General features: G+C 64.4%; 25 protein-coding genes and 1 pseudogene. 20 read left to right on the forward strand and 6 right to left on the reverse strand.

Annotated elements, in window-relative coordinates; genetic code table 11:
• Nucleotides 1–23: 23 nt before the first annotated feature.
• On the forward strand, nt 24–470 hold the full coding sequence (locus tag NCN05_RS08340; protein ID WP_250397728.1) for a hypothetical protein: 447 nt from the start codon (nt 24–26) through the stop codon (nt 468–470).
• 70 nt (nt 471–540) lie between these two features.
• Nucleotides 541–750 (forward strand): hypothetical protein, encoded by a 210-nt coding sequence (locus NCN05_RS08345; RefSeq protein WP_250397729.1) that lies wholly within the window; start codon nt 541–543, stop codon nt 748–750.
• Here NCN05_RS08345 and NCN05_RS08350 read toward each other — a convergent pair.
• Complete coding sequence (locus tag NCN05_RS08350; RefSeq protein WP_250397730.1) at nt 744–1,025, reverse strand: Nif11-like leader peptide family natural product precursor; 282 nt, start codon at nt 1,023–1,025, stop codon at nt 744–746. The two genes, NCN05_RS08345 and NCN05_RS08350, sit on opposite strands and share 7 nt — an antisense overlap.
• Before the next feature lie 61 nt (nt 1,026–1,086).
• Here NCN05_RS08350 and NCN05_RS08355 point away from each other — a divergent pair, with 61 nt between their 5' ends.
• On the forward strand, nt 1,087–1,401 hold the full coding sequence (locus NCN05_RS08355; protein WP_250397731.1) for a hypothetical protein: 315 nt from the start codon (nt 1,087–1,089) through the stop codon (nt 1,399–1,401).
• On the opposite strand, the gene NCN05_RS08360 is transcribed toward NCN05_RS08355, so the two are convergent.
• Nucleotides 1,318–2,142, reverse strand: coding sequence for a carbohydrate ABC transporter permease (locus NCN05_RS08360; RefSeq protein WP_250397732.1), 825 nt, complete (start codon nt 2,140–2,142; stop codon nt 1,318–1,320). The genes NCN05_RS08355 and NCN05_RS08360 overlap by 84 nt on opposite strands.
• Nucleotides 2,143–2,152: 10 nt before the next feature.
• Complete coding sequence (locus NCN05_RS08365) at nt 2,153–3,775, reverse strand: 2-isopropylmalate synthase (protein ID WP_250397733.1); 1,623 nt, start codon at nt 3,773–3,775, stop codon at nt 2,153–2,155.
• Nucleotides 3,776–3,884: 109 nt separating this feature from the next.
• Here NCN05_RS08365 and NCN05_RS08370 point away from each other — a divergent pair, with 109 nt between their 5' ends.
• The gene (locus tag NCN05_RS08370; protein WP_250397734.1) at nt 3,885–5,486 is read left to right on the forward strand and encodes a glycoside hydrolase family 57 protein; all 1,602 of its coding nucleotides are present in this window, start codon (nt 3,885–3,887) and stop codon (nt 5,484–5,486) included.
• Nucleotides 5,487–5,567: 81 nt separating this feature from the next.
• On the opposite strand, the gene crtL is transcribed toward NCN05_RS08370, so the two are convergent.
• Nucleotides 5,568–6,806 (reverse strand): lycopene beta cyclase, encoded by a 1,239-nt coding sequence (gene crtL / locus NCN05_RS08375; protein ID WP_250397735.1) that lies wholly within the window; start codon nt 6,804–6,806, stop codon nt 5,568–5,570.
• Between the two features lie 2 nt (nt 6,807–6,808).
• A complete protein-coding gene (gene gyrA, locus NCN05_RS08380) occupies nt 6,809–9,406 on the reverse strand; it encodes a DNA gyrase subunit A (RefSeq protein ID WP_250397736.1) in 2,598 nt (865 codons plus the stop codon).
• Between the two features lie 91 nt (nt 9,407–9,497).
• Between gyrA and NCN05_RS08385 the strand changes: the two genes are divergently transcribed.
• The 5 genes and pseudogenes from NCN05_RS08385 to rsmD all read left to right on the forward strand — a co-directional run.
• Nucleotides 9,498–10,034, forward strand: a complete 537-nt coding sequence (locus tag NCN05_RS08385) for a CAAD domain-containing protein (RefSeq protein WP_250397737.1) — start codon at nt 9,498–9,500, stop codon at nt 10,032–10,034.
• Nucleotides 10,035–10,103: 69 nt separating this feature from the next.
• Nucleotides 10,104–11,267, forward strand: coding sequence for a GuaB3 family IMP dehydrogenase-related protein (locus NCN05_RS08390; protein WP_250397738.1), 1,164 nt, complete (start codon nt 10,104–10,106; stop codon nt 11,265–11,267).
• Between the two features lie 180 nt (nt 11,268–11,447).
• Nucleotides 11,448–11,771 (forward strand): thioredoxin, encoded by a 324-nt coding sequence (gene trxA, locus NCN05_RS08395; RefSeq protein ID WP_006851354.1) that lies wholly within the window; start codon nt 11,448–11,450, stop codon nt 11,769–11,771.
• A 26-nt stretch (nt 11,772–11,797) separates the two neighbouring features.
• Entirely contained in the window at nt 11,798–12,439 is a 642-nt protein-coding gene (hisH, locus tag NCN05_RS08400) for an imidazole glycerol phosphate synthase subunit HisH (protein WP_250397739.1), read from the forward strand.
• A pseudogene (rsmD, locus tag NCN05_RS08405) lies at nt 12,436–12,975 on the forward strand (16S rRNA (guanine(966)-N(2))-methyltransferase RsmD); the annotation flags it as partial. The gene hisH and the pseudogene rsmD, both read left to right, overlap by 4 nt.
• Before the next feature lie 10 nt (nt 12,976–12,985).
• Here the strand turns inward: rsmD and petG are convergent.
• Nucleotides 12,986–13,102, reverse strand: coding sequence for a cytochrome b6-f complex subunit V (gene petG, locus NCN05_RS08410; RefSeq protein WP_071823076.1), 117 nt, complete (start codon nt 13,100–13,102; stop codon nt 12,986–12,988).
• A 56-nt stretch (nt 13,103–13,158) separates the two neighbouring features.
• On the opposite strand from petG, the gene NCN05_RS08415 reads away from it, so the two are divergent.
• From NCN05_RS08415 to NCN05_RS08465, 11 genes are all read left to right on the forward strand, one after another.
• A complete protein-coding gene (locus NCN05_RS08415; RefSeq protein ID WP_025362444.1) occupies nt 13,159–13,572 on the forward strand; it encodes a c-type cytochrome in 414 nt (137 codons plus the stop codon).
• 9 nt (nt 13,573–13,581) lie between these two features.
• Entirely contained in the window at nt 13,582–14,328 is a 747-nt protein-coding gene (locus NCN05_RS08420) for an RNA methyltransferase (protein ID WP_250397740.1), read from the forward strand.
• 28 nt (nt 14,329–14,356) lie between these two features.
• The gene (locus NCN05_RS08425; protein ID WP_250397741.1) at nt 14,357–15,502 is read left to right on the forward strand and encodes a serine hydrolase; all 1,146 of its coding nucleotides are present in this window, start codon (nt 14,357–14,359) and stop codon (nt 15,500–15,502) included.
• Nucleotides 15,499–16,851 (forward strand): DUF3370 domain-containing protein, encoded by a 1,353-nt coding sequence (locus tag NCN05_RS08430; protein ID WP_250397742.1) that lies wholly within the window; start codon nt 15,499–15,501, stop codon nt 16,849–16,851. Before NCN05_RS08425 ends, NCN05_RS08430 begins: the two co-directional genes overlap by 4 nt.
• Before the next feature lie 20 nt (nt 16,852–16,871).
• Entirely contained in the window at nt 16,872–17,960 is a 1,089-nt protein-coding gene (bchI, locus tag NCN05_RS08435; protein WP_114988646.1) for a magnesium chelatase ATPase subunit I, read from the forward strand.
• A gap of 18 nt (nt 17,961–17,978) precedes the next feature.
• On the forward strand, nt 17,979–18,443 hold the full coding sequence (ruvC, locus tag NCN05_RS08440) for a crossover junction endodeoxyribonuclease RuvC (protein ID WP_114988584.1): 465 nt from the start codon (nt 17,979–17,981) through the stop codon (nt 18,441–18,443).
• Nucleotides 18,440–18,988, forward strand: coding sequence for a 5-formyltetrahydrofolate cyclo-ligase (locus NCN05_RS08445; protein ID WP_250397743.1), 549 nt, complete (start codon nt 18,440–18,442; stop codon nt 18,986–18,988). Before ruvC ends, NCN05_RS08445 begins: the two co-directional genes overlap by 4 nt.
• Nucleotides 18,989–18,999: 11 nt before the next feature.
• Nucleotides 19,000–19,443, forward strand: a complete 444-nt coding sequence (locus NCN05_RS08450; protein ID WP_250397744.1) for a hypothetical protein — start codon at nt 19,000–19,002, stop codon at nt 19,441–19,443.
• 7 nt (nt 19,444–19,450) lie between these two features.
• Entirely contained in the window at nt 19,451–19,873 is a 423-nt protein-coding gene (locus NCN05_RS08455; RefSeq protein WP_114988587.1) for a SufE family protein, read from the forward strand.
• Nucleotides 19,874–19,972: 99 nt separating this feature from the next.
• The gene (locus NCN05_RS08460; RefSeq protein ID WP_250397745.1) at nt 19,973–21,280 is read left to right on the forward strand and encodes a homoserine dehydrogenase; all 1,308 of its coding nucleotides are present in this window, start codon (nt 19,973–19,975) and stop codon (nt 21,278–21,280) included.
• A 164-nt stretch (nt 21,281–21,444) separates the two neighbouring features.
• Nucleotides 21,445–21,618, forward strand: a complete 174-nt coding sequence (locus NCN05_RS08465) for a DUF8657 domain-containing function (protein ID WP_011364908.1) — start codon at nt 21,445–21,447, stop codon at nt 21,616–21,618.
• Nucleotides 21,619–21,678 lie beyond the last annotated feature (60 nt).

Below are 21,678 nucleotides of genomic sequence, written 5' to 3' on the forward strand. Positions count from 1 at the left end.
GCCAGCAACGGGACGCAATGGGCATGAGTGAACAGCTGCAGCAGGCCTACAACGCCTTGATGGTGAAGGCTCCGGGGGCAGCGTTTCAAAAAGCACGGGCCCTGTATCTCAACAAATATCCACTTCCCCAGGCCGAGGGCGGTGCTCCGCTGCGGCTTTACGTCTGCGATGAGCAGCTGGAGGAATCGATTCAGCCCGCCAACGACGGCGATCCGAATCACCGCCTGGCGATTCTCCGCTCACGCCCGGGGCAGTTGGCCGTGGTGCACTGGCAACAGCCCGATCCGCCTGAGCCGGAGCAACTGCGCCGCTACCTGCAGGACACCTGGTCGCTCAACCCGGACGAGCTGGAGATCGAGGCCTTCAGCACCCTCTGGTTCCGGGAGGGCGGGCATCAAAGCCGCTTTACCGCACCCAAGGGGTTGGGCTGGCAACAACAAACCCTATTAACCCTCAAGGAAGAAAACTAAAAGCAATTCCGCAGAACGCGCGGAGCCACCGAAACGCACCGCTAGCGAACAGGTAGAGCCCTCTCCACCCATGCTCACCAGGTACGCCGAACGCTACGTGCTGCGGTCCTGTTCAGCCGGCGGTTATCTCGGCGTCAATGCCGTGGATCAACAGATTGAACGGCAACCCTCCCCCGAAAGGGCCTGGATCTTTCACACCCATGAGGGTGCCGTCACCCACGCCCGTTGGATCGGCGAGGTGCACGGAGAAACACCGGACGTGGTGAAGCTGGATCAGTGACTGGATCTGAGAACTGATCTGTGAACTGAAACGTGGTGGTGATCAGCCGTGGATGAAATTGCGCAGGCGGCTTGATCCTGCTGGAGCTCAGCTGCCGTTCGCGCGTGGTGTTCGCGCTGCTGTACCGCGAAGACATCCGCCTCACTCAGGGCAAAACCGTGCTCGGCAGCGAGCCCGAGGAACCGCTCGAGATCCATGAGCTGCGCGAGGGCCTTGGCCAGATCAGGGTCGCCGTCGCGAAGCGTGAGAAACCGATCCAGATCCTCGAGAGACATCCCTGCACCACTTGTTGCGTGCTCCCATTCAAGTCAGCATCGGCCCAAGTGGGGAGGTTGCATGCTGTTGAAACTGATCAGCTGCGGCAGCCTGGCGCTGGTGAGTGTTCTTGTGGTGAGCCTGCTGCAGGGTTTGCGGCAGCACAACCAACGCATCCATGCGCTGCAGGAGCGGATCGATCAGCTGGAGGAGCGCACACCGAACCGCGCCCACAGTGAGCTGCTCAGCCAACAGATGGGTGTAATGCAGGAACGCATGGATGCCTTCTCAGCCATGCGCACCTCGGCCGCTTCATCCCTTCACCGCATCCCCGCTGGCATTGGGCAGGATGAAGCGCTGCAACAGCACGAACAAGACCAACACCGGCAGGATTGACACCACCGAGCCGGCGGCAACGATCCGCCAATCCAGCGAAAAACTGCTGGAGAGCTGCTGCAGCCCCAGAGGCAAGGTGTAGAGGGACGGGTCGTCGAGGATCACCAGCGGCCAGAGGAAATCGCTCCAGGTGCAGATGAACACGAACATCGCCAGGGTGATGAGATCGGCTTTGGCGGCAGGAATCATCACGTTCCACCATTCCCCCAGGCGGCTGCAGCCATCGATGCGTGCCGCCTCCTCCAGATCCTTGGGTACACCCAGAAAGCTCTGGCGCAGCAGGTAAAGCCCGAAGGCGGTGGCCGCCTGGGGAATCACCAAAGCCAGCAGGGTGTTGCGCAGCCCCAGCTGCACCATCAGCAGATACAGCGGAATCATCACCACCTGAAACGGGATCAGGATCGTGGCCACCACCAGACCCAGCACCAGGCCCCGGCCGGCGAAGCGCAGCCGGGCCAGGGGGTAGGCGGCCAGGGAGCAGAACAGCAGGTTGGCCAGCACCGCCAGGCCACTCACCACGGTGCTGTTGAACAGATAAGTGGCGAGGGGATTGTCCTGAAACAGCCGCACATAGGCATCGAGGCTCGGCTGGGCGGGCAACAACGCCGGTGGACTGCTGAAGATGTCTTCCGCCGGGCCCTTGAGCGAGGTGCTCACCAACCAGAGCAAGGGCGTGAGCACCAGCAGCGCCAGAAGAATCAGCAGCACCAGCTGAACAACCCGGGCGGTGGAGGTGCGCATGGCGTCGGCTCTAGAGCGTCGGTCGGGTCTCCAGGACAACAGGATCCTTCTGCGGATGCAATGACTGGCGCTCCTCTCCGGCCACCAGGCGATTGAGGGCGTTCACGAAGGCCATCGCCGCCGCCGCCACCACATCGGTGTCGGCAGCGTGACCGGAATAGAGCGCACCGTTGCGGCGCAGGCGAATGGTCACATCACCCATGGCATCGATGCCCTCGGTGACCGACTTCACCGAAAACTCGATCAACTCATTGGGCACACCCGCCAGATCATTCAAAGCACGGCAGACGGCATCCACCGGACCGGTGCCCACTGCCGAGCCCGTGGTTTCACTGCCCTCTTCATCCGAAAGGGTGACTGTGGCGGTGGGGCGCAGGCTGCTGCCGCAGCTGACTTGCACCAGCTTGAGCTGGAAGCGGGCTTCCGGCTGCTGCACCTGTTCGCTGACGATCGCCTCCAGATCACGGTCGGTGATCTCGCGCTTGCGATCAGCGAGTTCCTTGAACCGGGCAAAGGCCTCATCGAGGTCCTCACGGGTGAGGTCGTAACCCAGCTCCTCCAGGCGAGCGCGAACGGCACTGCGGCCGCTCAGCTTGCCGAGGGAGATGCGGTTGTCGGACAAGCCCACCGTCTGGGCGTCGATGATTTCGTAGGTGAGCCGATTCTTGAGAACGCCGTCCTGGTGGATGCCCGATTCATGGGCGAAGGCATTGGCACCAACGATGGCCTTGTTGGGCTGCACCACCATGCCGGTGAGATTGGAGACCAGCCGTGAGGTCTTGGTGATCTCTTCGGTGCGCACAGCCGTGAGCGGTGTGGGGCTGTCCTCCTCCCGGCCAAAGAAGGGGTTGTAGTAACGCCGCCGCACGTGCAGCGCCATCACCAACTCCTCGAGGGAGGCATTGCCGGCCCGTTCGCCGATGCCGTTGATCGTGCATTCGAGCTGACGGGCACCGTTTTTGACCGCCTCGAGGAAATTGGCCACGGCCAGGCCGAGATCGTTGTGGCCATGCACCGAGATCACGGCATCGCCGATGTTGGGCACGTGCTGGTTGATGCCCGCGATCAGCGCACCGAACTCCGAGGGGGTGGTGTAGCCGACGGTGTCGGGGATATTGATCGTGGTGGCACCAGCGGCAATCGCCGCCTCAATCACCTCGTAGAGGAACTCCGGATCGCTGCGGCCGGCGTCTTCGCAGGAGAACTCAACATCCTCCACAAGAGAGCGGGCGTAGCTCACCATCTCGGGAACGATGCCAAGCACGTCGGCACGGCTCTTGCGCAGCTTGTGCTCGAGGTGGATATCGCTGGTGGCAATGAAGGTGTGAATGCGGCGACGCGGGGCTGGCGCCACGGCATCGGCGCAGGCCTTGATGTCGGCCCTTGAAGCACGGGCCAGGCCACAGATGATCGGGCCGTTGTCGCCACCCACCTGCTGGGCGATCCGCTGCACGGCAGCGAAATCACCGGGGCTGGCGAAGGGGAACCCCGCCTCGATCACATCCACACCGAGCCGGGCCAGCTGCTGGGCAATGGCCAGCTTTTCCTCCAGGTTGAGGCTCGCCCCGGGCGACTGCTCACCATCCCGCAGGGTGGTGTCAAAAATCAGGACGCGACCGGGGTCCTTGGCCATGGAAGGGGCTCCAGCGGAGGTCTTAGTCGGAATGACTATGAGTTAACCCATCCTAGTTCAGCCCCCGAGGGGGAATCGGATTAAATTCAGCCACCGTTTGGGCTTGTTCGTGACCAAAGGCGCTGTCGCCCTGGTGTTGCATGCCCATCTGCCCTACGTGCGGTCGGCACAACCTGGCTCCCTGGAAGAGGACTGGTTTTTCCAGGCCCTGATCGAGTGTTACCTGCCGCTGTTGGAAACGCTGGAGCTGGCCAGCGCCGACCCCCACCAGCAGCCCAAGCTCACCATCGGCTTGTCGCCGACGCTGCTGTCGCTGCTCAGCGATCAAGACCTCAAGCAGCGCTTTCCCCAGTGGCTGAAGGAAAGGCTTGATCTGCTGCCGAAGGCCGACCCATCCCTGCGCGCAGGCGCCGAGCACCTGGCGGCCACGATCGAGCGGCACCGGCGGGCCTGGCAGAGCTGCGACGGCGATCTGATCCAGCGCTTTGCGGCCCTGCAGCGCCAGGGCGTGGTGGACCTGCTCACCTGCGGGGCCACCCACGGCTACCTGCCCCTGCTGCGCCATCACCCGGAAGCGGTGCGCGGGCAACTGCGCACGGCGGTGCGGGAACACCAACGCCTGGTGGGCGAACGCCCCTTGGGGATCTGGTTGCCGGAATGCGCCTATTACGAGGGCCTGGATCGCTGGATGCGCGATGCGGGGCTGCGCTACGCCGTGCTGGATGGCCACGGGTTGCTGCACGGCCGGCCCCGCCCCCGCTATGGGGTGTACGCCCCGATCTGCAGCCGCAATGGGGTGGCCTTCTTCGGGCGCGACAGTGACGCCACGCTGCCGGTGTGGTCGGCCAAGGACGGCTACCCCGGCGATCCCCATTACCGGGAGTTCCACCGGGATCTGGGCTGGGACCTGCCGATCGAAGAGCTCAAGCCCCTGGGGCTGGACCAGCCGCGACCGCTCGGCCTGAAGCTGCATCGGGTCACCGACCACAGCGCTCCGTTGGACCGGAAACGCCCCTACGAACCGGGGGTTGCCGCTGAACGGGTGAAAGAGCACGCCACCGATTACCTGCAGGGCCGCCGGCGGCAGTTGGATCAGCTCAGCGCTGCCATGGACGTCTCCCCCCTGCTGGTGGCCCCCTTCGATGCCGAACTGTTTGGCCACTGGTGGTTTGAAGGGCCGGCTTTTCTCAGCCAGCTGTTTCGGCAGGCACCTCAGGAAGGGGTGGCCTTCACCCGGCTGCGCGATGTGCTGAACAGCGTTGGCCAGCTCCAGCTCTGCGATCCCTGCCCCTCCAGCTGGGGGCAAGGGGGCTATCACGACTACTGGCTGAACGACAGCAACGCCTGGATCATTCCTGAGTGGGAAAAGGCCAGCGCCGCGATGGTGCAGCGCTGCAGCCGCGGCGTGGGCAGCGAGCAGGCGATGCAGTGGCTGCAGCAGGCGGCGCGAGAACTGTTGCTGGCGCAGTCGTCGGATTGGAGCTTCATCCTGCGGGCCGGCACCACCACCGAACTGGCAAAAGAACGGGTGCAACGCCACCTGGGCCGCTTCTGGCAGTTGATGCAGGCGATCGACGGCACCACCGAGCTGCCGGAGGGCTGGCTCGAGGAGGTCCAGACGGACGACCGCCTGTTCCCGCTGATTCAGCCGTTGGACTGGTCTCCGGTCCCGCCCACGCCCACGGCACAGCCTTCTGCGCCGAGTGCATAGACAATCTCCTCCCTCAGATGAGGGAAGCGTGGATGTTCAGCACTCCCTCAACTGAGGGATCGGGTCTTTCCTGAAACGATCTCAAAACCGAGGAGCTTGATCTTGAGCCGCCCCCAGCACCAGCCCCCGCCGCAATTCCCAGGGGGATAAGGCAAACAAACGCAGCATCACCCCCATCAGCCGAGGCAACGGCAGGGTGTTGGTGAGGAAGCCAAACCACTCCTCCCGCGGCAGCGAAAAGAACGTGGCGAAGTGGGTGCGCAACAACGCTTCGTTGAAGCCCATCAAGCGGCCCAAACCGAATTGATAGAGCTGATGGCGCAGCACCAATTCGATCGGCCACAGCGCTTGCCAACCCCGTTGCGCCAACGCTGCTGAACCAAGGCTTGGATTGGCGATGGCTTCGGCAACAGCATCAGCCAGATCAGGACCGCGCCGCAGCAGCGATCCCACCATGTAGCCCGAGGCCGGGTGCACCATGCTCGCTGCACCACCAAACGCCAGCACCGGCTGATTGCGATCTGGCAGCGGCAGATTCATCGGAAAGAGGCAGAACTCTTCGTGGATCACCTCGCTGATCTCCACGCCGCGCAGATCGAGGCGCTGCTGGAGCCGTTGCTTGAGCACGTCGTAGGGGACCCCCGGCGCCAAGGCGAGTGAGGTTTCTTCCACGAAGAACACCCCATCACCCAGATCCATCGCATACAAAAACGTGGGCGGTTCGCTGCGCTGCTCCTCGCTGAGGTGATCACAGCGGTAGTCCATCAGCACAAACCGGTTCTCTTCAATCGGCGGTTTGGAGAAACGCCCCACCACGCCGTAAGCCGCCTGGCCCGCCACCGGCCCCTGATCCGGCCGGCGAATATGGGGCGTGCGCGAGCCGGAGGCATCAATCACCAAGCGCGCCTGCAGGGTGGTTCCTGATGCGCAATACACACTGGTGGTTGCACCATTCAGCTCCACCCGCGCAACGGTGTCTTGATGAAAGACCACACCCTCAGCCCGCTCCAGCCAATAGCGCTGCAGGGCCGCCCGATCGAACAGGCCGTAGTCGATCCCGTGGGCATGGCTCTGATCTTGAACCGTTGAGCCACCTTCGCCGAAATAACTGACGGTGTCGCCCCAGCGGTGCTCCAGCAGTTGCTCAAGCCCCACCGCTTTGAGTTCATCGGCCCAGATGCCATAGGTGTTCGGCCAGGGATCGTCGACCGGATTCGGGGCAATGGCCGCAACAGCCACACCCCGTTGGTTCAGTTCCGAAGCGATGCAGAGGGCAGCAGGACCGCCCCCCAGCACCAGCACATCCACCGGCTCAGCCAAGGTCAGCTGTCCTGCGCCTCAGATTCAGTGTCGTTGGACTCGTTGTCGTCAGCAGAATCGTCCTCCGCTTCCGGCGGCACCAGCACCACCTTCAGAAGCCGGTCGCCCTTGTCGAGCTTCTGCAGACGCACCCCCGTAGCAGCACGGGACTGCTGCGGAATGGCATCGGCGCTGGTGCGCACGATCACCCCTTTCTCACTCACCAGCAGCAGCTCTTCGCCGGCACCGAGCACACTCAGCCCCACGAGCTCGTCGGAGTCGGTGCGGAACTTCATCGCACGCAGGCCCATGCCGGCCCGCTTCTGCAGACGGAATTGCGTCACCGGCACCCGCTTGCCCAGACCCGAAGCCGACGCCACGAGCACCCAGGGGCCCTCGCTGGCGGCATCCTCTTCATCGTCGGCACTGGCGGCCACCTGATCGGCGAGTTCCACCGGCAGCACATCCATGCTCACCAGGGCATCGCCCTCGCGCAAGTTCATCGACCGCACGCCGCGGGCCGTCCGCCCCAAAGGTCGCAATTCCTCATCACTGAGGCGGAAGTGGATGGTCATCCCGGCTTTGGAGCCGATCAAAACGCTGTCGCCGGGCACGGCCAAGCGAACCCAGGTGAGGGCATCGCCTTCCTCCAGGTTGATAGCGATCAGGCCGTTGGAGCGGATGTTGCTGAAGGCCGAAAGGCGGGTGCGCTTGATGAAGCCACCTCGGGTGAGCATCACCAGGTCGGTGTCGTCGCTGAATTCCGACACGGGAATCAACGTGGTGATCGCTTCTTCCCGGGGGATCGGCAGCAGCTGCACCACCGGTGTTCCCTTGGCCGCACGGCTGCACTGGGGCACGCGGTAGGCGGGCAGGGCGTACGACACACCACGGTCGCTGAACAGCACCAAGGTGTCGTGGTCATTGCAGCTGATGAACAGCTTTACCGCATCTTCTCCCTGGCTGCGGGTGCCCGCCTTGCCGCGGGTGCCGCGGCTGGTGGCCTCGAATTCGCTCACCGGCATCCGCTTGAGGTAGCCGGTCTCGGTGAGCAGCACAACTGACCGCTCGTTGGCGATCAGGTCGATGTCAGACAGGCCACCGCCAAGGTCGAGGATTTCGGTGCGGCGCGGCGTCGGGTAGCGCTCCCGCAGCTGGCCGAGCTCGTCCTGAATGATCCCGAACACCCGCTCACGCCGGCCAAGGATGTCCTTGTAATCGGCGATCTTGGTGACCAGATCCTCGTGCTCGAGCCGGATCTTGTCGGCCTCAAGGGCGGTGAGACGACGCAGCTGCATCTGCAGGATGGCGTCGGCCTGGATGTCGGAGAGGCCATGGCGATCCTGCAGCTGCTGCCGGGCCGTGGCCGTGTCGGGTGCCGCCCGGATCAGAGCAATGATCGGATCGAGCTGATCAAGGGCCAGCAGCAGGCCCAGCAGGATGTGGTCGCGCTCTTCGGCCTTGCGCAGCAGGTAGCGGGTGCGGCGTTCGATCGTCTCGACCCGGAAGTCGAGGAACACCTCGAGCATCTTGCGCAGGGTGAGCAGGATCGGCTCACCGTTCACCAGCGCCAGCATGTAGGCACTGAAGTTGCTCTGCAGCGGGGTGAGCTTGAACAGGTTGTTCAGCACCACCTGCGGGTAGGCGTCGCGGCGCAGCTCCACAACGATCCGCATGCCGTCGCGATCGCTCTCGTCGCGGATGTCGGAGATGCCCTCGAGCTTCTTGTCGTTGACCAGCTCTGCAATGCGCTCGATCAGCGCCGCTTTGTTGGTCTGATACGGCAACTCGGTGATGATCACCGCATCGCGATCAGGCCGGCCCGGGGCCTCGATCGTTTCGATGTTGGCCACGCCGCGCATGGTCACCGATCCGCGGCCACCCAGGTAGGTCTCGCGGATGCCTTCACGCCCCAGGATCTGACCGCCGGTGGGGAAGTCCGGTCCGGGGATCAACTGGATCAACTCCTGATCGGTGATCTCCGGGTTCGCGATCAACGCGAGCAAGCCATCAATCAGTTCATTGAGGTTGTGGGGCGGGATGTTCGTCGCCATCCCCACGGCGATGCCCGCCGAACCATTCAGTAGCAGCTGCGGGATCCGAGCCGGCAGCACCGTGGGCTCCTGCTGGGAGCCATCGAAGTTGTCGGCGAAATCAACGGTCTCCGCCTCGATGTCCTCCAGGAGGCTGTCGGTGGTGAGGGCCTGCAACCGCGATTCGGTGTATCGCATGGCCGCCGGTGGGTCGTTGTCCACCGAGCCGAAGTTGCCGTGCCCATCGATCAGGGGCATCGACATCGAGAAGTCCTGGGCCATGCGCACCAGGGCGTCGTACACGGCGGTGTCGCCGTGGGGGTGATATTTGCCGAGCACTTCGCCCACCACACGGGCGCACTTGCGGTAGGGCCTGTCGCTGGTGAGGCCCAGCTCGTACATCGCGTACAGGATCCGGCGATGCACCGGCTTGAGGCCGTCACGGGCATCGGGCAGGGCCCGACCCACGATCACACTCATCGCGTACTCCAAGTAGGAGCGCGACATCTCGTTGCGCAGGTCCGTCTGAATGATCCGATCGTCGGAATCGCCGGGACCGCCGCCGCCAGGCCCCACAGAATCCGTCATACGTGCATCAGACGTCCTTTGTCAGTCTATCTCGGACAGTGGAAGCAACAGAAAAATCCGGATAAAGTGCCGGACGCTTTCCACTGACGTGATGGGTCCTGTCGACGAGCCGCGCCCTGAAGCCGAAACCCCAGGCAGCGACCCCACGCCCACACCGGAGCCCACGCCCGCACCAACGCCGGAACCTGAGCCGACTCCGGCACCCACTCCAGCCCCAACACCGGCTCCCACTCCGGCACCGACCCCCGCTCCAACACCCGACCCGGTGATCGCCTCCACCGTGTCGATCCCTGCTCAGGAGAGCTCCGATGAGGACGGCGGCGAATGGGAGCTGCTGGTGGGCAAGGTGAAGGACTGGCTCGAGCAGAACGATTTAGCTGAGCTCTGGACCAAAGCCCAGCTGCCACTGCGGGTGGTGGGCGGCCTGATCGTGTTCAGCCTGGTGGCGACGGTTTACTCCGGCGTGCTCAGCACCATCAACAGCATCCCCCTGGTACCAGGCCTGCTGGAGCTGGCCGGCGTGATCTGGCTGGTGAACTTCGCCCTGCGCAACCTGATCCGCAACAGCGATCGGGACAAATTCATCCAAAGCGCCCGCTCCACCTGGACCCGCGTAACGGGCCAATAGAGCTGACCCGATCAAGCTGAGCCGATCATCCCGATTGGTAGCTTGATCTGACTTTATTGAAGTCGCGCGGTGGACATTCAGCTCGGACGCTCCAAGACCGTTCGCCGGGCCTACGGAATCGATGAAATCGCTCTGGTGCCTGGGGGTCGCACGGTGGACCCCGAGGTCACCGATACCCGTTGGACCCTGGGCGGCATCGAGCGCGAGATCCCGATCATCGCTAGCGCCATGGACGGCGTGGTGGACGTGGGCATGGCCGTTCGCCTGTCCCAACTGGGCGCCCTCGGCGTATTGAACCTTGAGGGTGTTCAGACCCGCTACGAAGACCCCAACCAGGTGCTGGATCGCATAGCCACCGTCGGCAAGGACGAGTTCGTCCCGCTGATGCAGGAGATCTACAGCCAGCCGGTTCAGGAGGCGCTGATCCGCAAACGCATCCAGGACATCAAGGCCCAGGGCGGCATTGCAGCCGTCAGTGGCACTCCGGTGGCCGCCATGCGTTTCGGCAAGGCCATCGCCGAAGCCGGAGCCGACCTCTTCTTCGTGCAGGCCACCGTGGTCTCGACGGATCACACCGGACCTGCAGGCCAGGAGACCCTGGATCTGGAAGCCCTGTGCCGCGACATGGGCGTTCCCGTGGTGATCGGCAACTGCGTCACCTACGACGTGGCCCTGCAGCTGATGCGGGCTGGTGCCGCCGGCGTGATGGTGGGCATCGGCCCCGGTGCCGCCTGCACATCCCGTGGCGTTCTAGGCGTGGGCATTCCCCAGGCCACCGCAGTGGCCGACTGTGCTGCCGCCCGGGCCGACTACGAAAAGGAAAGCGGTCGCTACGTGCCGATCGTTGCCGACGGTGGCATCGTGACTGGTGGTGACATCTGCAAGTGCATCGCCTGCGGCGCCGACGCCGTGATGATCGGTTCTCCCATCGCCCGTGCTGAGGAAGCTCCCGGCCGTGGCTTCCACTGGGGCATGGCCACGCCTAGCCCGGTGCTGCCCCGCGGCACCCGCATCAATGTGGGCAACACCGGCAGCATCGAGCGCATCCTGCGCGGCCCGGCCAAGTTGGACGACGGCACCCACAACCTGCTGGGCTGCCTGAAGACATCCATGGGCACCCTGGGCGCCCAAACCATCAAAGAGATGCAGCAGGTGGAGGTGGTCGTGGCCCCCTCCCTGCTGACGGAAGGCAAGGTCTACCAAAAGGCCCAGCACCTCGGAATGGGCAAGTAAGGCAGGGCTAAATTGGAGCTGTGCGGGCTTCGGCCCACACACTCCTCACACCCCCCGGCCCGGCGCGATCGGGCTTTCACTCTTTGTGGAGAGCGACTGTCACAGTTCCCTTCTCAGCAGGGAAGAGCTGTGTTTTCGCTCCAAACCGTTGCTAAATTCTCCCTAAATTCCCCTGCTCATATGTCCAGCGCTGCTGCTGTCACCGACGCATCCTTCGAGCAGGACGTGCTCCAGAGCGACGTGCCGGTTCTTGTGGACTTCTGGGCACCCTGGTGTGGACCTTGCCGCATGGTGGCTCCGATCGTGGAAGAGATCGCCAAGGAATTTGACGGCCAGATCAAGGTGTTCAAGCTCAACACCGACGAGAACCCCAACGTGGCCAGCCAGTACGGCATCCGCAGCATCCCGACGCTGATGGTGTTCAAGGGCGGCCAGAAGGTTGACACTGTCGTGGGTGCTGTTCCCAAGGCAACCCTGTCAGGCACCATTTCCAAGTACCTCTGAATCCGTCTTCAGAACGGATCAACCGGTTGAGTCTGAACCTCGGGTTAATCGATTACGGCATGGGCAATCTCCACTCGGTGGAGAAATGCCTTGAGCGGCTTGATCAAGAGTGCTCGTTAATCCATAACGCCGATGATCTGGAGGGCGTTGATGCACTGATCCTGCCCGGGGTCGGCGCCTTCGACCCGGCCATGGCCAACCTCAGGTCCACCGGACTGGTGCCCCACCTGCTGCGCTGGGGCCAGGAGGATCGCCCCCTACTCGGCATCTGCCTCGGCCTGCAACTGCTGTTCGAGCAGAGCGATGAAGGCAGCGATCCAGGCCTCGGGCTCTTGGGCGGACGGGTGAGCCGCCTGCCCAGCAACAGCGGCGAACGCATCCCCCACATGGGCTGGGCACCGTTGAAGCATCACGGCAGCTGCCCACTGCTCAGCAGCGATGTCCCATCGGAATGGGTGTATTTCGTGCACAGCTACGCCGCTGTTCCCAGCGATCGAAATGACCTCAAAGCCTCGGCCCCCTTCGGCGATCAGGAGGTGACCGCTGTGGTCTGGCGGGGCCGCGTCGGCGCTTGCCAGTTCCATCCGGAGAAGTCGTCCGATGCCGGAGAAGAGATGCTCAAGCGCTGGTTGACCTGGCTGCGCAACGGGGCTGAACCCTGCCCATGAGCGGTGGCGGGCAACTGCGCCTCAGCGGGGGGCGACGGCTGCTGAGCCCCGGGGGTCGCACGGCTCGGCCCACCACCTCCAGGGTGCGCGAAGCGGTGATGAACATCCTTGCCCCGCACCTGCGGGACTGCCGCTGGCTCGACCTCTGCAGCGGCAGCGGCGTGATGGGCTGTGAGGCCCTGCAGCGAGGGGCGCGCTGTGTGGTGGCCGTTGATCAAGACCCGCAGTGCATCCGCGTCAGCCGCAGCAACCTCAGTGTCGTGGCGGAAAGCCGTTCACCGGCTCCGGAGATCCGCACCGAACGGCGGGAACTGATCTCGTGGCTGCGCAAGGGCTGGAGCCAGGAGCCCTTCGACATCGTCTATTTCGACCCTCCCTACGACCAGGGCCTCTACGAACCCTGCCTGATCGCCCTCGCCGAGGGGAATTGGCTTCACCAGAATTCTCTGGTGGTGTGTGAACACCGCTCCAAACTGAATCCAGAACCGGGCTCAGATTGGACAGTGGTGGATCAACGCCGCTACGGCATCAGCAGCGTGATGCTGCTCAGCCCCCCAGAGCGCTGCCACCACGGCGGTACTGGTTCCATGCCGCCACAAACAGACCCATCAGCGTGACGGGGATCAGACCCAGAACGATGCCGCAGAGCAGAGGTTCGATCATCGCGTCGCGTCAGCAATCAGAATTGGAGAGAATTCTCTCATTGGAACTCCGGGTCTGTGGTCCAGCCGTCACGAATTGCGGCCGAATCGGCATCAGCTGATGCAAATGATTCAAGCGATCGGGGTCGCGGTCTGATCGCCGCGCTCGTGGTGTCGGCTGCCACGGCCTGCGTGGTGCTGGTGCTCTGGGTACTGGGCAGCGCCCAACAGGACCCCTACATCAAGGCCAGCCTTGAGCTGCAGGGGGCCGTTGACCACGGCGGCCAGCTGTTCCGAATCAATTGCGCCGGCTGCCATGGCCTTGCCGGCCAGGGGTTGGTGGGCCCTCAACTTCAGGGCGTCAGCAACCAACTCAAAGACCCCGTTCTGGTGCACCAGATCATCAGTGGCGAAACTCCCCCCATGCCGAGCTTTGAGATGGAACCGCAATCGATGGCCGACCTGCTGGCCTACCTGCACACCCTCAGCTGAGCCGCTGCCTTGAATGCCGTTGTCGTGCTGGTGGAGCCGGCCGGCCCCCTGAACATCGGAAGCGTGGCCAGGCTCTGCGCCAATTTCGGGGTGAGCGAGCTGCGGCTGGTGGCACCCCGCTGTGACCACCTCAGCGAGGAGGCCATGCTGATGGCCGTGCACGGCCAGGCGCTGCTTCAGGGCGCCGTGGTGGTTCCCGACCTGCTGACGGCCATCCATGACTGCCGCCGCACCGTGGGCAGTTGCGGACGCCTGGACCATGGCGAGATCCCCCTTCAAACACCCGAGCAGGCCCTGGGTTGGTTGCTGGCCGGCGATGGCAGCAGCTCCAACTCAGACGCCCCTGTGGCCTTGGTGTTTGGACGGGAAGACCGCGGCCTCAGCAACAGTGAGCTGCGGCTCTGCCAGAGGGTTCTCTGCCTGCAGAGCGGGGAGGCCTATCCCTCGCTGAATCTCTCCCACGCCGTGGCGGTGGTGCTGCATGAGTTGGCCCGCCTCAACAGCGGAAGCACTGAAACCCGCTGCATCGAGCCCCCATCGCCGGACCCGGCAGCCGCCAAGGCGCTTTCAGCCTGTCTTGACGACGCCACCGACCTGCTGCTGGAGGCCGGTTTCCTGCTGGAGCACACCGCCGCCGCCCGCATGGCCAAGGTGCGGGATCTGCTGCAACGCGCCACGGTGCGCGCCGAGGAGGTGGCTCTGCTGCGGGGAATGGTGCGCCAACTGCGCTGGGCCATCCGCGCCAAGCGCCCCTAATCTCTGCCGAACAGTCACGGCTGAAAGGTTGAGCAGCAGTCGTTCGTCACGTCGCTCCGCCGGCTGGAAAGGTCCGGCCCAGCTCATTCTGCGGCTGGTGTTGATGGGGGTGGGTCTGGGACTGCTCACCGGCAGCGGCCTGCGGCTGCTGGCGCCCCGCGTTCAGCAACAGGAGATCGCCCTGCCCAGCTGGCTGGCCGATCAAGCGCTGATCACCACGCTGCTCGGTGACGCCGTGGAGCCGCCCAGCACTGAAAATTCCTCAGGGAAGAAAACTTCTCCTGTCATGGCGAAGGGCCTGAAGCAGGCACGCTTCGCCCCCAGGCAGGAAATCAGGGCGCTGAGTGAGCGCTGGCTGGAGCTGGCCGCGCAACAGAGCGATCTGCAGGCCAGCGCCTACATGCTGATCCTCGACGACGGGCGCTTTGCGGCCATGCAGGCCGAACGGCCGATGGCTGCCGCCAGCTCGATCAAGACACCGATCCTGCTCGCAGTGCTGGAACTGCTGGATCAGGGAACACTGCAGTGGAACGAACCGCTCACGCTCACCGAGGAGCTGGTGGGGGGAGGCGCCGGATGGATGGCCTCCCGGCCCCTGGGCAGTCGCTTCCCCACCCATGAGGTGGCCACGGAAATGATCCGGGTGAGCGACAACTCCGCCACCAACCTGATGATTGCCCGGGCGGGGGGAATGGATGCGATCAACGCCCGCTTTCAGGAGCTGGACCTGCCCTCCACCGTGGTGAACAACTGGCTGCCGGATCTCGACGGAACCAACACCACCAGTGCCAGAGATCTCAGCCGGGCCATCGCCTTGGTGGACAGCGGTGAGCTGCTGGCTCCCCGCAGCCGGGATCTGTTTCGCGAGGTGATGGGCACGTCGATCACCAACACGCTGCTGCCCAGGGGCTTGATGCGCGGCCTCGGTGGCGCCCAGGGCAAACCGGACGCAAGCCTGGCCCGCAAGGGATACCGCGTCTACAACAAAACAGGTGACATCGGCATCGCCTACGCCGATGCCGGGCTGATCGAACTCCCCGACGGACGACGCGCTGTGGCGGGATTTCTGGTGGAGGGCCCCTTCAATGACCCCCGATCCACCGAACTGATCCGTCAGCTCGCCGCTGCCATGGCACCGCACCTCAAACCCATCCCTGTTCCGCCCAAGCCATGAAGCTCGCTCCGCTGTTGTCTGCTGCCTGGCTGGCTGTTTCAACCATGCCCGGCGCTGCGGAGGTGATTGAGCGTCAGCAGAGCGTTCGCCCCCTGCCGGGAGGCCTCGACAGCGTGTTGATGGTGAACGACAACAACCCCGAACTGATCGATGACGACGGCATCCTGATCTCAACCTTCCCCGATGGGAAGGCGGCGTCGGTTCCGGTGGTGCTCAACGGTCGCTTCGACCTGTTCAGCCACCACGTGTATGCCGGTGATGCGGAGGGCAGCCCCAGCTCAACCCTGTGGCTGGCGGTGCTGGCGGCTCCGCTGGGGAATGCTCCTGTGACCCTGCAGCTGCTCTCGGGCAGCACTTCGCTCTCGCAGGCCACAGGGCCCGGCCAGACCCAGGCCCCCTTCCTGCCTTTGCCGAGCCTGATGCCGGAAACCACCGACGTGGTGGCGTCTGGCCCCGGCAGTCGTGTGGCTGGCGATCTGTTGGCCGGCCGCCGCGCAGCGGAACTGACCAACCGCCGCTGGAGCCTGGCTCCCGGTGCACCCACGCAGCTGTTGCTGCTGCCCATTCCCGTGGCCGGTCTCGATCCCCTGCTCAACGGCCGCAACCTGCAACTGCGCTTCCACAGTTCCGGGCCGGTGGCGCTGGCCACCCTTGCCACCCATGGTGAGGACGGAAAGGCTCCAAGCGAGCAGCACTGGCTGCAACTGCTCAAGGACCAGCGCATGAGCAGCAAGGAGCACCAACCCACCCCACGGGGGAGCAAAGGCAAGATCATTTATTCCCGGGTGAGCGGTGTTCAGATCGGCAGCAGCTGGCGGGCCCGCATCACCGACCCGGGAAGCCCGGTGCTGGCCGCACCCACGGCACCCATCTCTTGGCCAATCAGCAGTCTGGAGCGCGGCACCCTCGCCACCAAGCAGGTGCAAACCGCGGAACTCAAACGCTTCTACCCCGGCACCGCCTGGGCGGCCCATGGCAACTACGGGGTGGAGTACGACCTCACCCTGCCGCTGCAAAACACCGGTTCAGCCGCGGTCACGCTTCAGCTGTCGCTGGATTCGCCCCTCAAAGGCAACAGCACCACCTCTCTGCTGCGCTTCCGCGATGACCTCAACGGTCCGGTGATGTTCCGCGGACCAGTGCAGACCACGGGTCTGGAGGATCCAGAGGGTGGTTCCAAGGGGCGCCAGACCCAGCACCTGGTGCTGCGCCAGGGGCAGCGGGGGCCGTCCTTGGGACAGCTGATGCTCCAGCCAGGGGAGGCCAAGCAGGTGCGCGTTCGCCTGATCTATCCCGCTGATGCCACGCCACCGCAGGTCATCACCGTGCAGCCTGTGAAACAATCCTGAGCACGCCTAGAGAATTGCTCGTGACTGCACCCCGGAAGCGCAGGGTCTTCCCCTTCACTGCGGTGATCGGTCAGGAGGAGATGAAGCTGGCCCTGCTTCTCAACGTGATTGATCCGCGCATCGGCGGCGTGATGATCATGGGAGACCGTGGCACCGGCAAATCCACCACGATCCGTGCTCTGGCCGATCTGCTGCCGGACATCGACGTTGTCGCCGGCGATCCCTACAACAGCTCGGCCAGCGATCCCGACCTGCAGAGCAGTGAGGTGCGCGAGCGGATGCAGCAGGGGGAAACCCTGAGCACCGAACCGCGGCAGGTGCCGATGGTGGACCTTCCTCTCGGTGCCACGGAAGACCGCCTCTGCGGCACCATCGACATCGAGAAAGCCCTGAGCGAAGGCGTGCGCGCTTTTGAGCCCGGCCTGCTGGCCAAGGCCAACCGCGGCCTGCTCTACGTGGATGAGGTGAATCTGCTCGACGACCACCTCGTCGACGTGTTGCTCGACTCCGCCGCCTCCGGCTGGAACACCGTGGAACGGGAAGGCGTCTCCGTGCGTCACCCCGCGCGTTTCGTGTTGATCGGTTCCGGCAACCCCGAGGAAGGTGAACTCCGCCCCCAGCTGCTCGACCGTTTCGGCATGAGCGTGGAAGTCCGCACCGTGCGTGATCCGGAACTGCGGGTGCAGGTGGTGGACCAGCGCACCGCTTTCGACAGCGATCCAGATGGCTTCAGCACCGCCGTGGAGGGCAACCAAAACGCCCTGCAACAGCGGGTGGTGGAGGCCCAGCAACGCCTCGGCCAGGTAACCATCGATGAGGATCTGCGCCTGCGCATCTCCGCCGTCTGCGGCGAGCTGGATGTGGATGGTCTGCGGGGTGACATCGTCACCAACCGTGCCGCCCGTGCCCTGGCCGCCTTCGAAGGACGCACGGAAGTGAGCGAGGAAGACGTGGCCCGCGTGGCCTCCTGCTGCCTGCGCCACCGGCTGCGCAAGGACCCCCTGGAGCAGGTGGATTCCGGCGACCGTGTGGTGAAAGTGTTCTGCAAGGTGTTTGAGCGCAGCGAGAGCAGCGACCGCGCTGATTTCGAACTGGCCCTCGCCGCCTGATCCCCCCACAATCAGCCCATGCGGATCCTCGGCATCGACCCAGGCCTCGCCCGGGTGGGCTACGGGGTGATCGACATTCAGGACGGATGCCAGCGCATGCTCGATTGCGGCATCATCCAGACCGATTCCGGTCGCTCTGACGGTGATCGCATGGTGGAGATCGCTGGCGACCTGCGCCAGCTGATCCGGATCTGGCGCCCGGAACTGGCGGCCGTGGAGAAGTTTTTCTTCTACCGATCCAGTAACACCATCAACGTGGTGCAGGCGCGGGGCGTGGTGGTGATGACCCTGGCCCGCTTCAAGATCCCGATAGTGGAGTTCCCACCCATGCAGATCAAACTCGCCGTGGCGGGGTTCGGCCATGCCGAAAAGGATGAGGTGCTGGAGGCGGTGATGCGGGAGTTGAACCTGGAGGAACCGCCCCGCCCGGACGATGCGGCCGATGCCCTTGCGGTGGCGCTGACGGCCTGGTTGCAGCGATGAGCAGCAAGCCAACCCTGCGCCGTCACTTCAAAGCCCAGCGTCATCTGGAGGAAGCCGCCACGCGATCCATCCAGAACGCCGTGGCGGCGCTGATCGACCAGTCCAACTGCGGCAGCCGCCATGTGGGCATCTACTGGCCCCTCCCGGGGGAAGTTGATGTACGGCAGCTGCGGGATGGTCCCCATCCGCCCTTGGCCTTGCCGGTGGCCGATGGCAACGGCAGGCTCATCTACCGAAGCTGGTGTGAGGACCCGCTTCAGCCCGATGGCTGCGGCATTCCCGCTCCTGCCACAGGAGATGCTCTGAAACCCGATCAACTGGCGCTGCTGCTGGTGCCGGCGCTTGCGGTGGACGGCGCGGGAATCCGCCTGGGCTACGGCGGTGGGTATTACGACCGGCTCAGGGCTGATCCCGCCTGGGCTGCCGTGCCGGCCTGGGTGGTGCTGCCCTCAACCTGCCTTGCGGCCGAGGCGTTGCCTCGGGAGTCCTGGGATGTTCCGTTCACCGGCTGGATCACGGAACAGGGTGCTGGTCGGCCCGCCTGAGAGGCCGCATCATGGGCATCATTGATCGCCCTTCCATGCTGCGTCTGCTGGCTCCACTGCTTCTGCTCGGCTCAGTGCTGCAGGGCGCGCTGCTGGCCCCTGCCAAAGCCCATCAGATCGAAAGTGCTCTGCAGTATCTCAATGGCGATCTGCAATTGAGCAGCAGCTTTTCAAACGGTGAGCCCACCCAGGGGGCCGTTGTTCGCCTGCTCAATGCCGATGGCACGCCAGGGCAGGAACTGGGCCGCACCGATGCCGAGGGACGCCTGAGCCTCGATCTCAGCAGCGTGGGCAACGGCACCGTTGATCTCCAGGTGGACGGTGGTCCAGGCCACCGCGACTACCTCGAACTTCCCGTTCAAGACGGCGAAGTGGATCTGAACGAGGTGGTCATGTTCCCCTTCAGCCTGGTGATGGTGGGGCTGCTGGTTAGCGTGCGACGTCGAAACGACTGAGCCCCGCATGGCCACCAGCACCGGCAGTGATGCCCTCGACCGGATGGTGGAGCGCCTGGGCGGCACCGCCGATCCAAAACGCCGCTACGAATACGTGCTCTGGTTGGCCAAGAAGCTCGCACCCATGCCGGCCGAGGAGCAGACCGACGACATCAAGGTGAAGGGATGTGTGTCGCAGGTGTTTGTGCGGGGTGCCCTCGATGAGGGAGTGATGCGCTGGCAGGGCGACTCCGATGCGCTGATCACCAAGGGACTGCTCGCATTGTTGATCCAGGGGCTGGATGGATTGACGCCGGCCCAGGTGCAGGCGGTGGACCCGGCCTTCATTGCAGCAACAGGCCTGCAGGCCAGCCTGACGCCCTCACGCGCCAATGGCTTCCTCAACATCCTCCTGGCCATGCAGGAGCAGGCCCGTCAACTGGACAGCTGACCCAAGCGCTGATCAGGACAGGGACAGCGACAGGAACAGAAGCCGAATCACGTCAATACATAGAGTCGCTCGCAAACGTTCCAACACGGATCACAGGGGATGGCAGCAAAGGTCGGCGTGGGTCTGCTGGGACTGGGCACGGTTGGCGGTGGAGTGGCATCGATCCTCCAGAACCCCAGCGAACGTCACCCGCTGGTGGGTGAACTGGAGCTGATCCGTGTTGCCGTCCGCGATCTGAACCGCCCCCGGCCCGTTGCTCTGGACGAAAGCCTGCTGACCACCGACCCATCGGCGGTGATTCAGGACCCAGCCGTGGACGTGGTGGTGGAGGTGATCGGTGGTCTAGAGCCGGCCCGCAGCCTGATTCTCCAGACGATTGCAGCCGGCAAATCCGTGGTGACCGCCAACAAGGCCGTGATCGCACGCCACGGTCAGGAAATCGCTGAAGCCGCGGCCGCCGCCGGGGTGTACGTGCTGATCGAGGCCGCCGTTGGTGGCGGCATTCCCATCATTGAGCCGCTGAAGCAGTCCCTGGGGGGCAACCGCATCAACCGCGTCAGCGGCATCATCAACGGCACCACCAACTACATCCTCACCCGCATGGCTGAGGAGGGGGCCGCCTATGACGCGGTGCTCAAGGATGCCCAAGAGCTGGGCTACGCCGAAGCCGATCCGGCAGCGGATGTGGACGGTCTTGATGCGGCCGACAAGATCGCGATCCTTGCGACTCTGGCCTTCGGCGGCAGCGTGGATCGCGCTGCCGTTCCCACCGACGGCATCAGTGGCCTGCAGGGCGTGGATGTGGATTACGCCAATCAACTGGGCTACGGCGTGAAGCTGCTGGCGGTGGCCGAGCGCATGGCGGAAAGCGGCGATCCCCTGCCCCTCTCCCTGCGGGTGCAGCCCACGCTGGTGCCCAAGGACCACCCCCTGGCCGGCGTGAACGGCGTCAACAACGCCATCCTTGTGGAAGGTGACCCCATCGGCCGGGTGATGTTCTACGGCCCCGGTGCGGGAGCCGGCCCGACCGCCTCTGCGGTGGTGGCCGACATCCTCAACATCGCTGGCATCCGCCAGGCCAGTGAAGGTCCCGGGAACGTGGATCCCCTGCTGGCCGCCAGCAGCTGGCGCCCCTGCGCTCTGGTCGACTCAGGCGACATTCGCCAACGCCACTATGTGCGTTTCAAGACAAAAGACGCCCCCGGCGTGATCGGCAAGGTGGGTGGCTGCTTCGGTGAACGCAACGTGTCGATCCAGTCGATCGTGCAGTTCAATGCCAGCGACGCCGGCGCCGAGATCGTTGTGATCACCCATGAAGTGAGCCAACGCCAGATGAATGAAGCCCTGGTCGCCATCCAGGCTTTGCCGGAGGTGTCTGGCCTCGCTGCTCACCTCGGCTGCCTCTAAGGAGAGCTTCCGCCCTGGCGAATGCCCCCTGGCGTGCGTCAGAGTGTCAAGAACTTTCACGGCACAGACCTGAATCCTCAGATCTGTGCTCGAAACGGTTCATGCAGAACCTCACTTGTTCAAGTCCCGCTCAAGGCTGCCCCCTAGAGGAGGGGGTGAATCCGATGACGGTGCACCAGGGAGATTGCGTCAATCTCGACAGTGACGACGACACCTATCAGGTGATCGGCGTGGATGGTGACCACGACCGCTGCTGGGTGCGCCGCTGGCCCTTACAGAGCAACGAGGGCTCACCGGTGTTCGAAATCTCGTTGGAAAGGATTCGCCAGGTCGGGTAAGTCCCTGTTGAATGGGCCGACCCGTGTTGATTGAGGCCCGTTGAAGCGCACCGATCGCCC

This window comes from Synechococcus sp. MU1651 (assembly GCF_023630635.1).
In the GTDB taxonomy this organism is placed as follows: Bacteria; Cyanobacteriota; Cyanobacteriia; order PCC-6307; family Cyanobiaceae; genus Parasynechococcus.

Excerpts from the sequence above, each read along its gene's own strand:
- NCN05_RS08340 (WP_250397728.1), top strand. The coding sequence starts at position 24 with ATGAGTGAACAGCTGCAGCAGGCCTACAACGCCTTGATGGTGAAGGCT.
- NCN05_RS08345 (WP_250397729.1), top strand. The coding sequence starts at position 541 with ATGCTCACCAGGTACGCCGAACGCTACGTGCTGCGGTCCTGTTCAGCC.
- NCN05_RS08350 (WP_250397730.1), bottom strand. The coding sequence starts at position 1,025 with ATGTCTCTCGAGGATCTGGATCGGTTTCTCACGCTTCGCGACGGCGAC.
- NCN05_RS08355 (WP_250397731.1), top strand. The coding sequence starts at position 1,087 with ATGCTGTTGAAACTGATCAGCTGCGGCAGCCTGGCGCTGGTGAGTGTT.
- NCN05_RS08360 (WP_250397732.1), bottom strand. The coding sequence starts at position 2,142 with ATGCGCACCTCCACCGCCCGGGTTGTTCAGCTGGTGCTGCTGATTCTT.
- NCN05_RS08365 (WP_250397733.1), bottom strand. The coding sequence starts at position 3,775 with ATGGCCAAGGACCCCGGTCGCGTCCTGATTTTTGACACCACCCTGCGG.
- gyrA (WP_250397736.1), bottom strand. The coding sequence starts at position 9,406 with ATGACGGATTCTGTGGGGCCTGGCGGCGGCGGTCCCGGCGATTCCGAC.
- NCN05_RS08385 (WP_250397737.1), top strand. The coding sequence starts at position 9,498 with ATGGGTCCTGTCGACGAGCCGCGCCCTGAAGCCGAAACCCCAGGCAGC.
- trxA (WP_006851354.1), top strand. The coding sequence starts at position 11,448 with ATGTCCAGCGCTGCTGCTGTCACCGACGCATCCTTCGAGCAGGACGTG.
- petG (WP_071823076.1), bottom strand. The coding sequence starts at position 13,102 with ATGATCGAACCTCTGCTCTGCGGCATCGTTCTGGGTCTGATCCCCGTC.
- NCN05_RS08430 (WP_250397742.1), top strand. The coding sequence starts at position 15,499 with ATGAAGCTCGCTCCGCTGTTGTCTGCTGCCTGGCTGGCTGTTTCAACC.
- ruvC (WP_114988584.1), top strand. The coding sequence starts at position 17,979 with ATGCGGATCCTCGGCATCGACCCAGGCCTCGCCCGGGTGGGCTACGGG.
- NCN05_RS08445 (WP_250397743.1), top strand. The coding sequence starts at position 18,440 with ATGAGCAGCAAGCCAACCCTGCGCCGTCACTTCAAAGCCCAGCGTCAT.
- NCN05_RS08450 (WP_250397744.1), top strand. The coding sequence starts at position 19,000 with ATGGGCATCATTGATCGCCCTTCCATGCTGCGTCTGCTGGCTCCACTG.
- NCN05_RS08455 (WP_114988587.1), top strand. The coding sequence starts at position 19,451 with ATGGCCACCAGCACCGGCAGTGATGCCCTCGACCGGATGGTGGAGCGC.
- NCN05_RS08460 (WP_250397745.1), top strand. The coding sequence starts at position 19,973 with ATGGCAGCAAAGGTCGGCGTGGGTCTGCTGGGACTGGGCACGGTTGGC.
- NCN05_RS08465 (WP_011364908.1), top strand. The coding sequence starts at position 21,445 with ATGACGGTGCACCAGGGAGATTGCGTCAATCTCGACAGTGACGACGAC.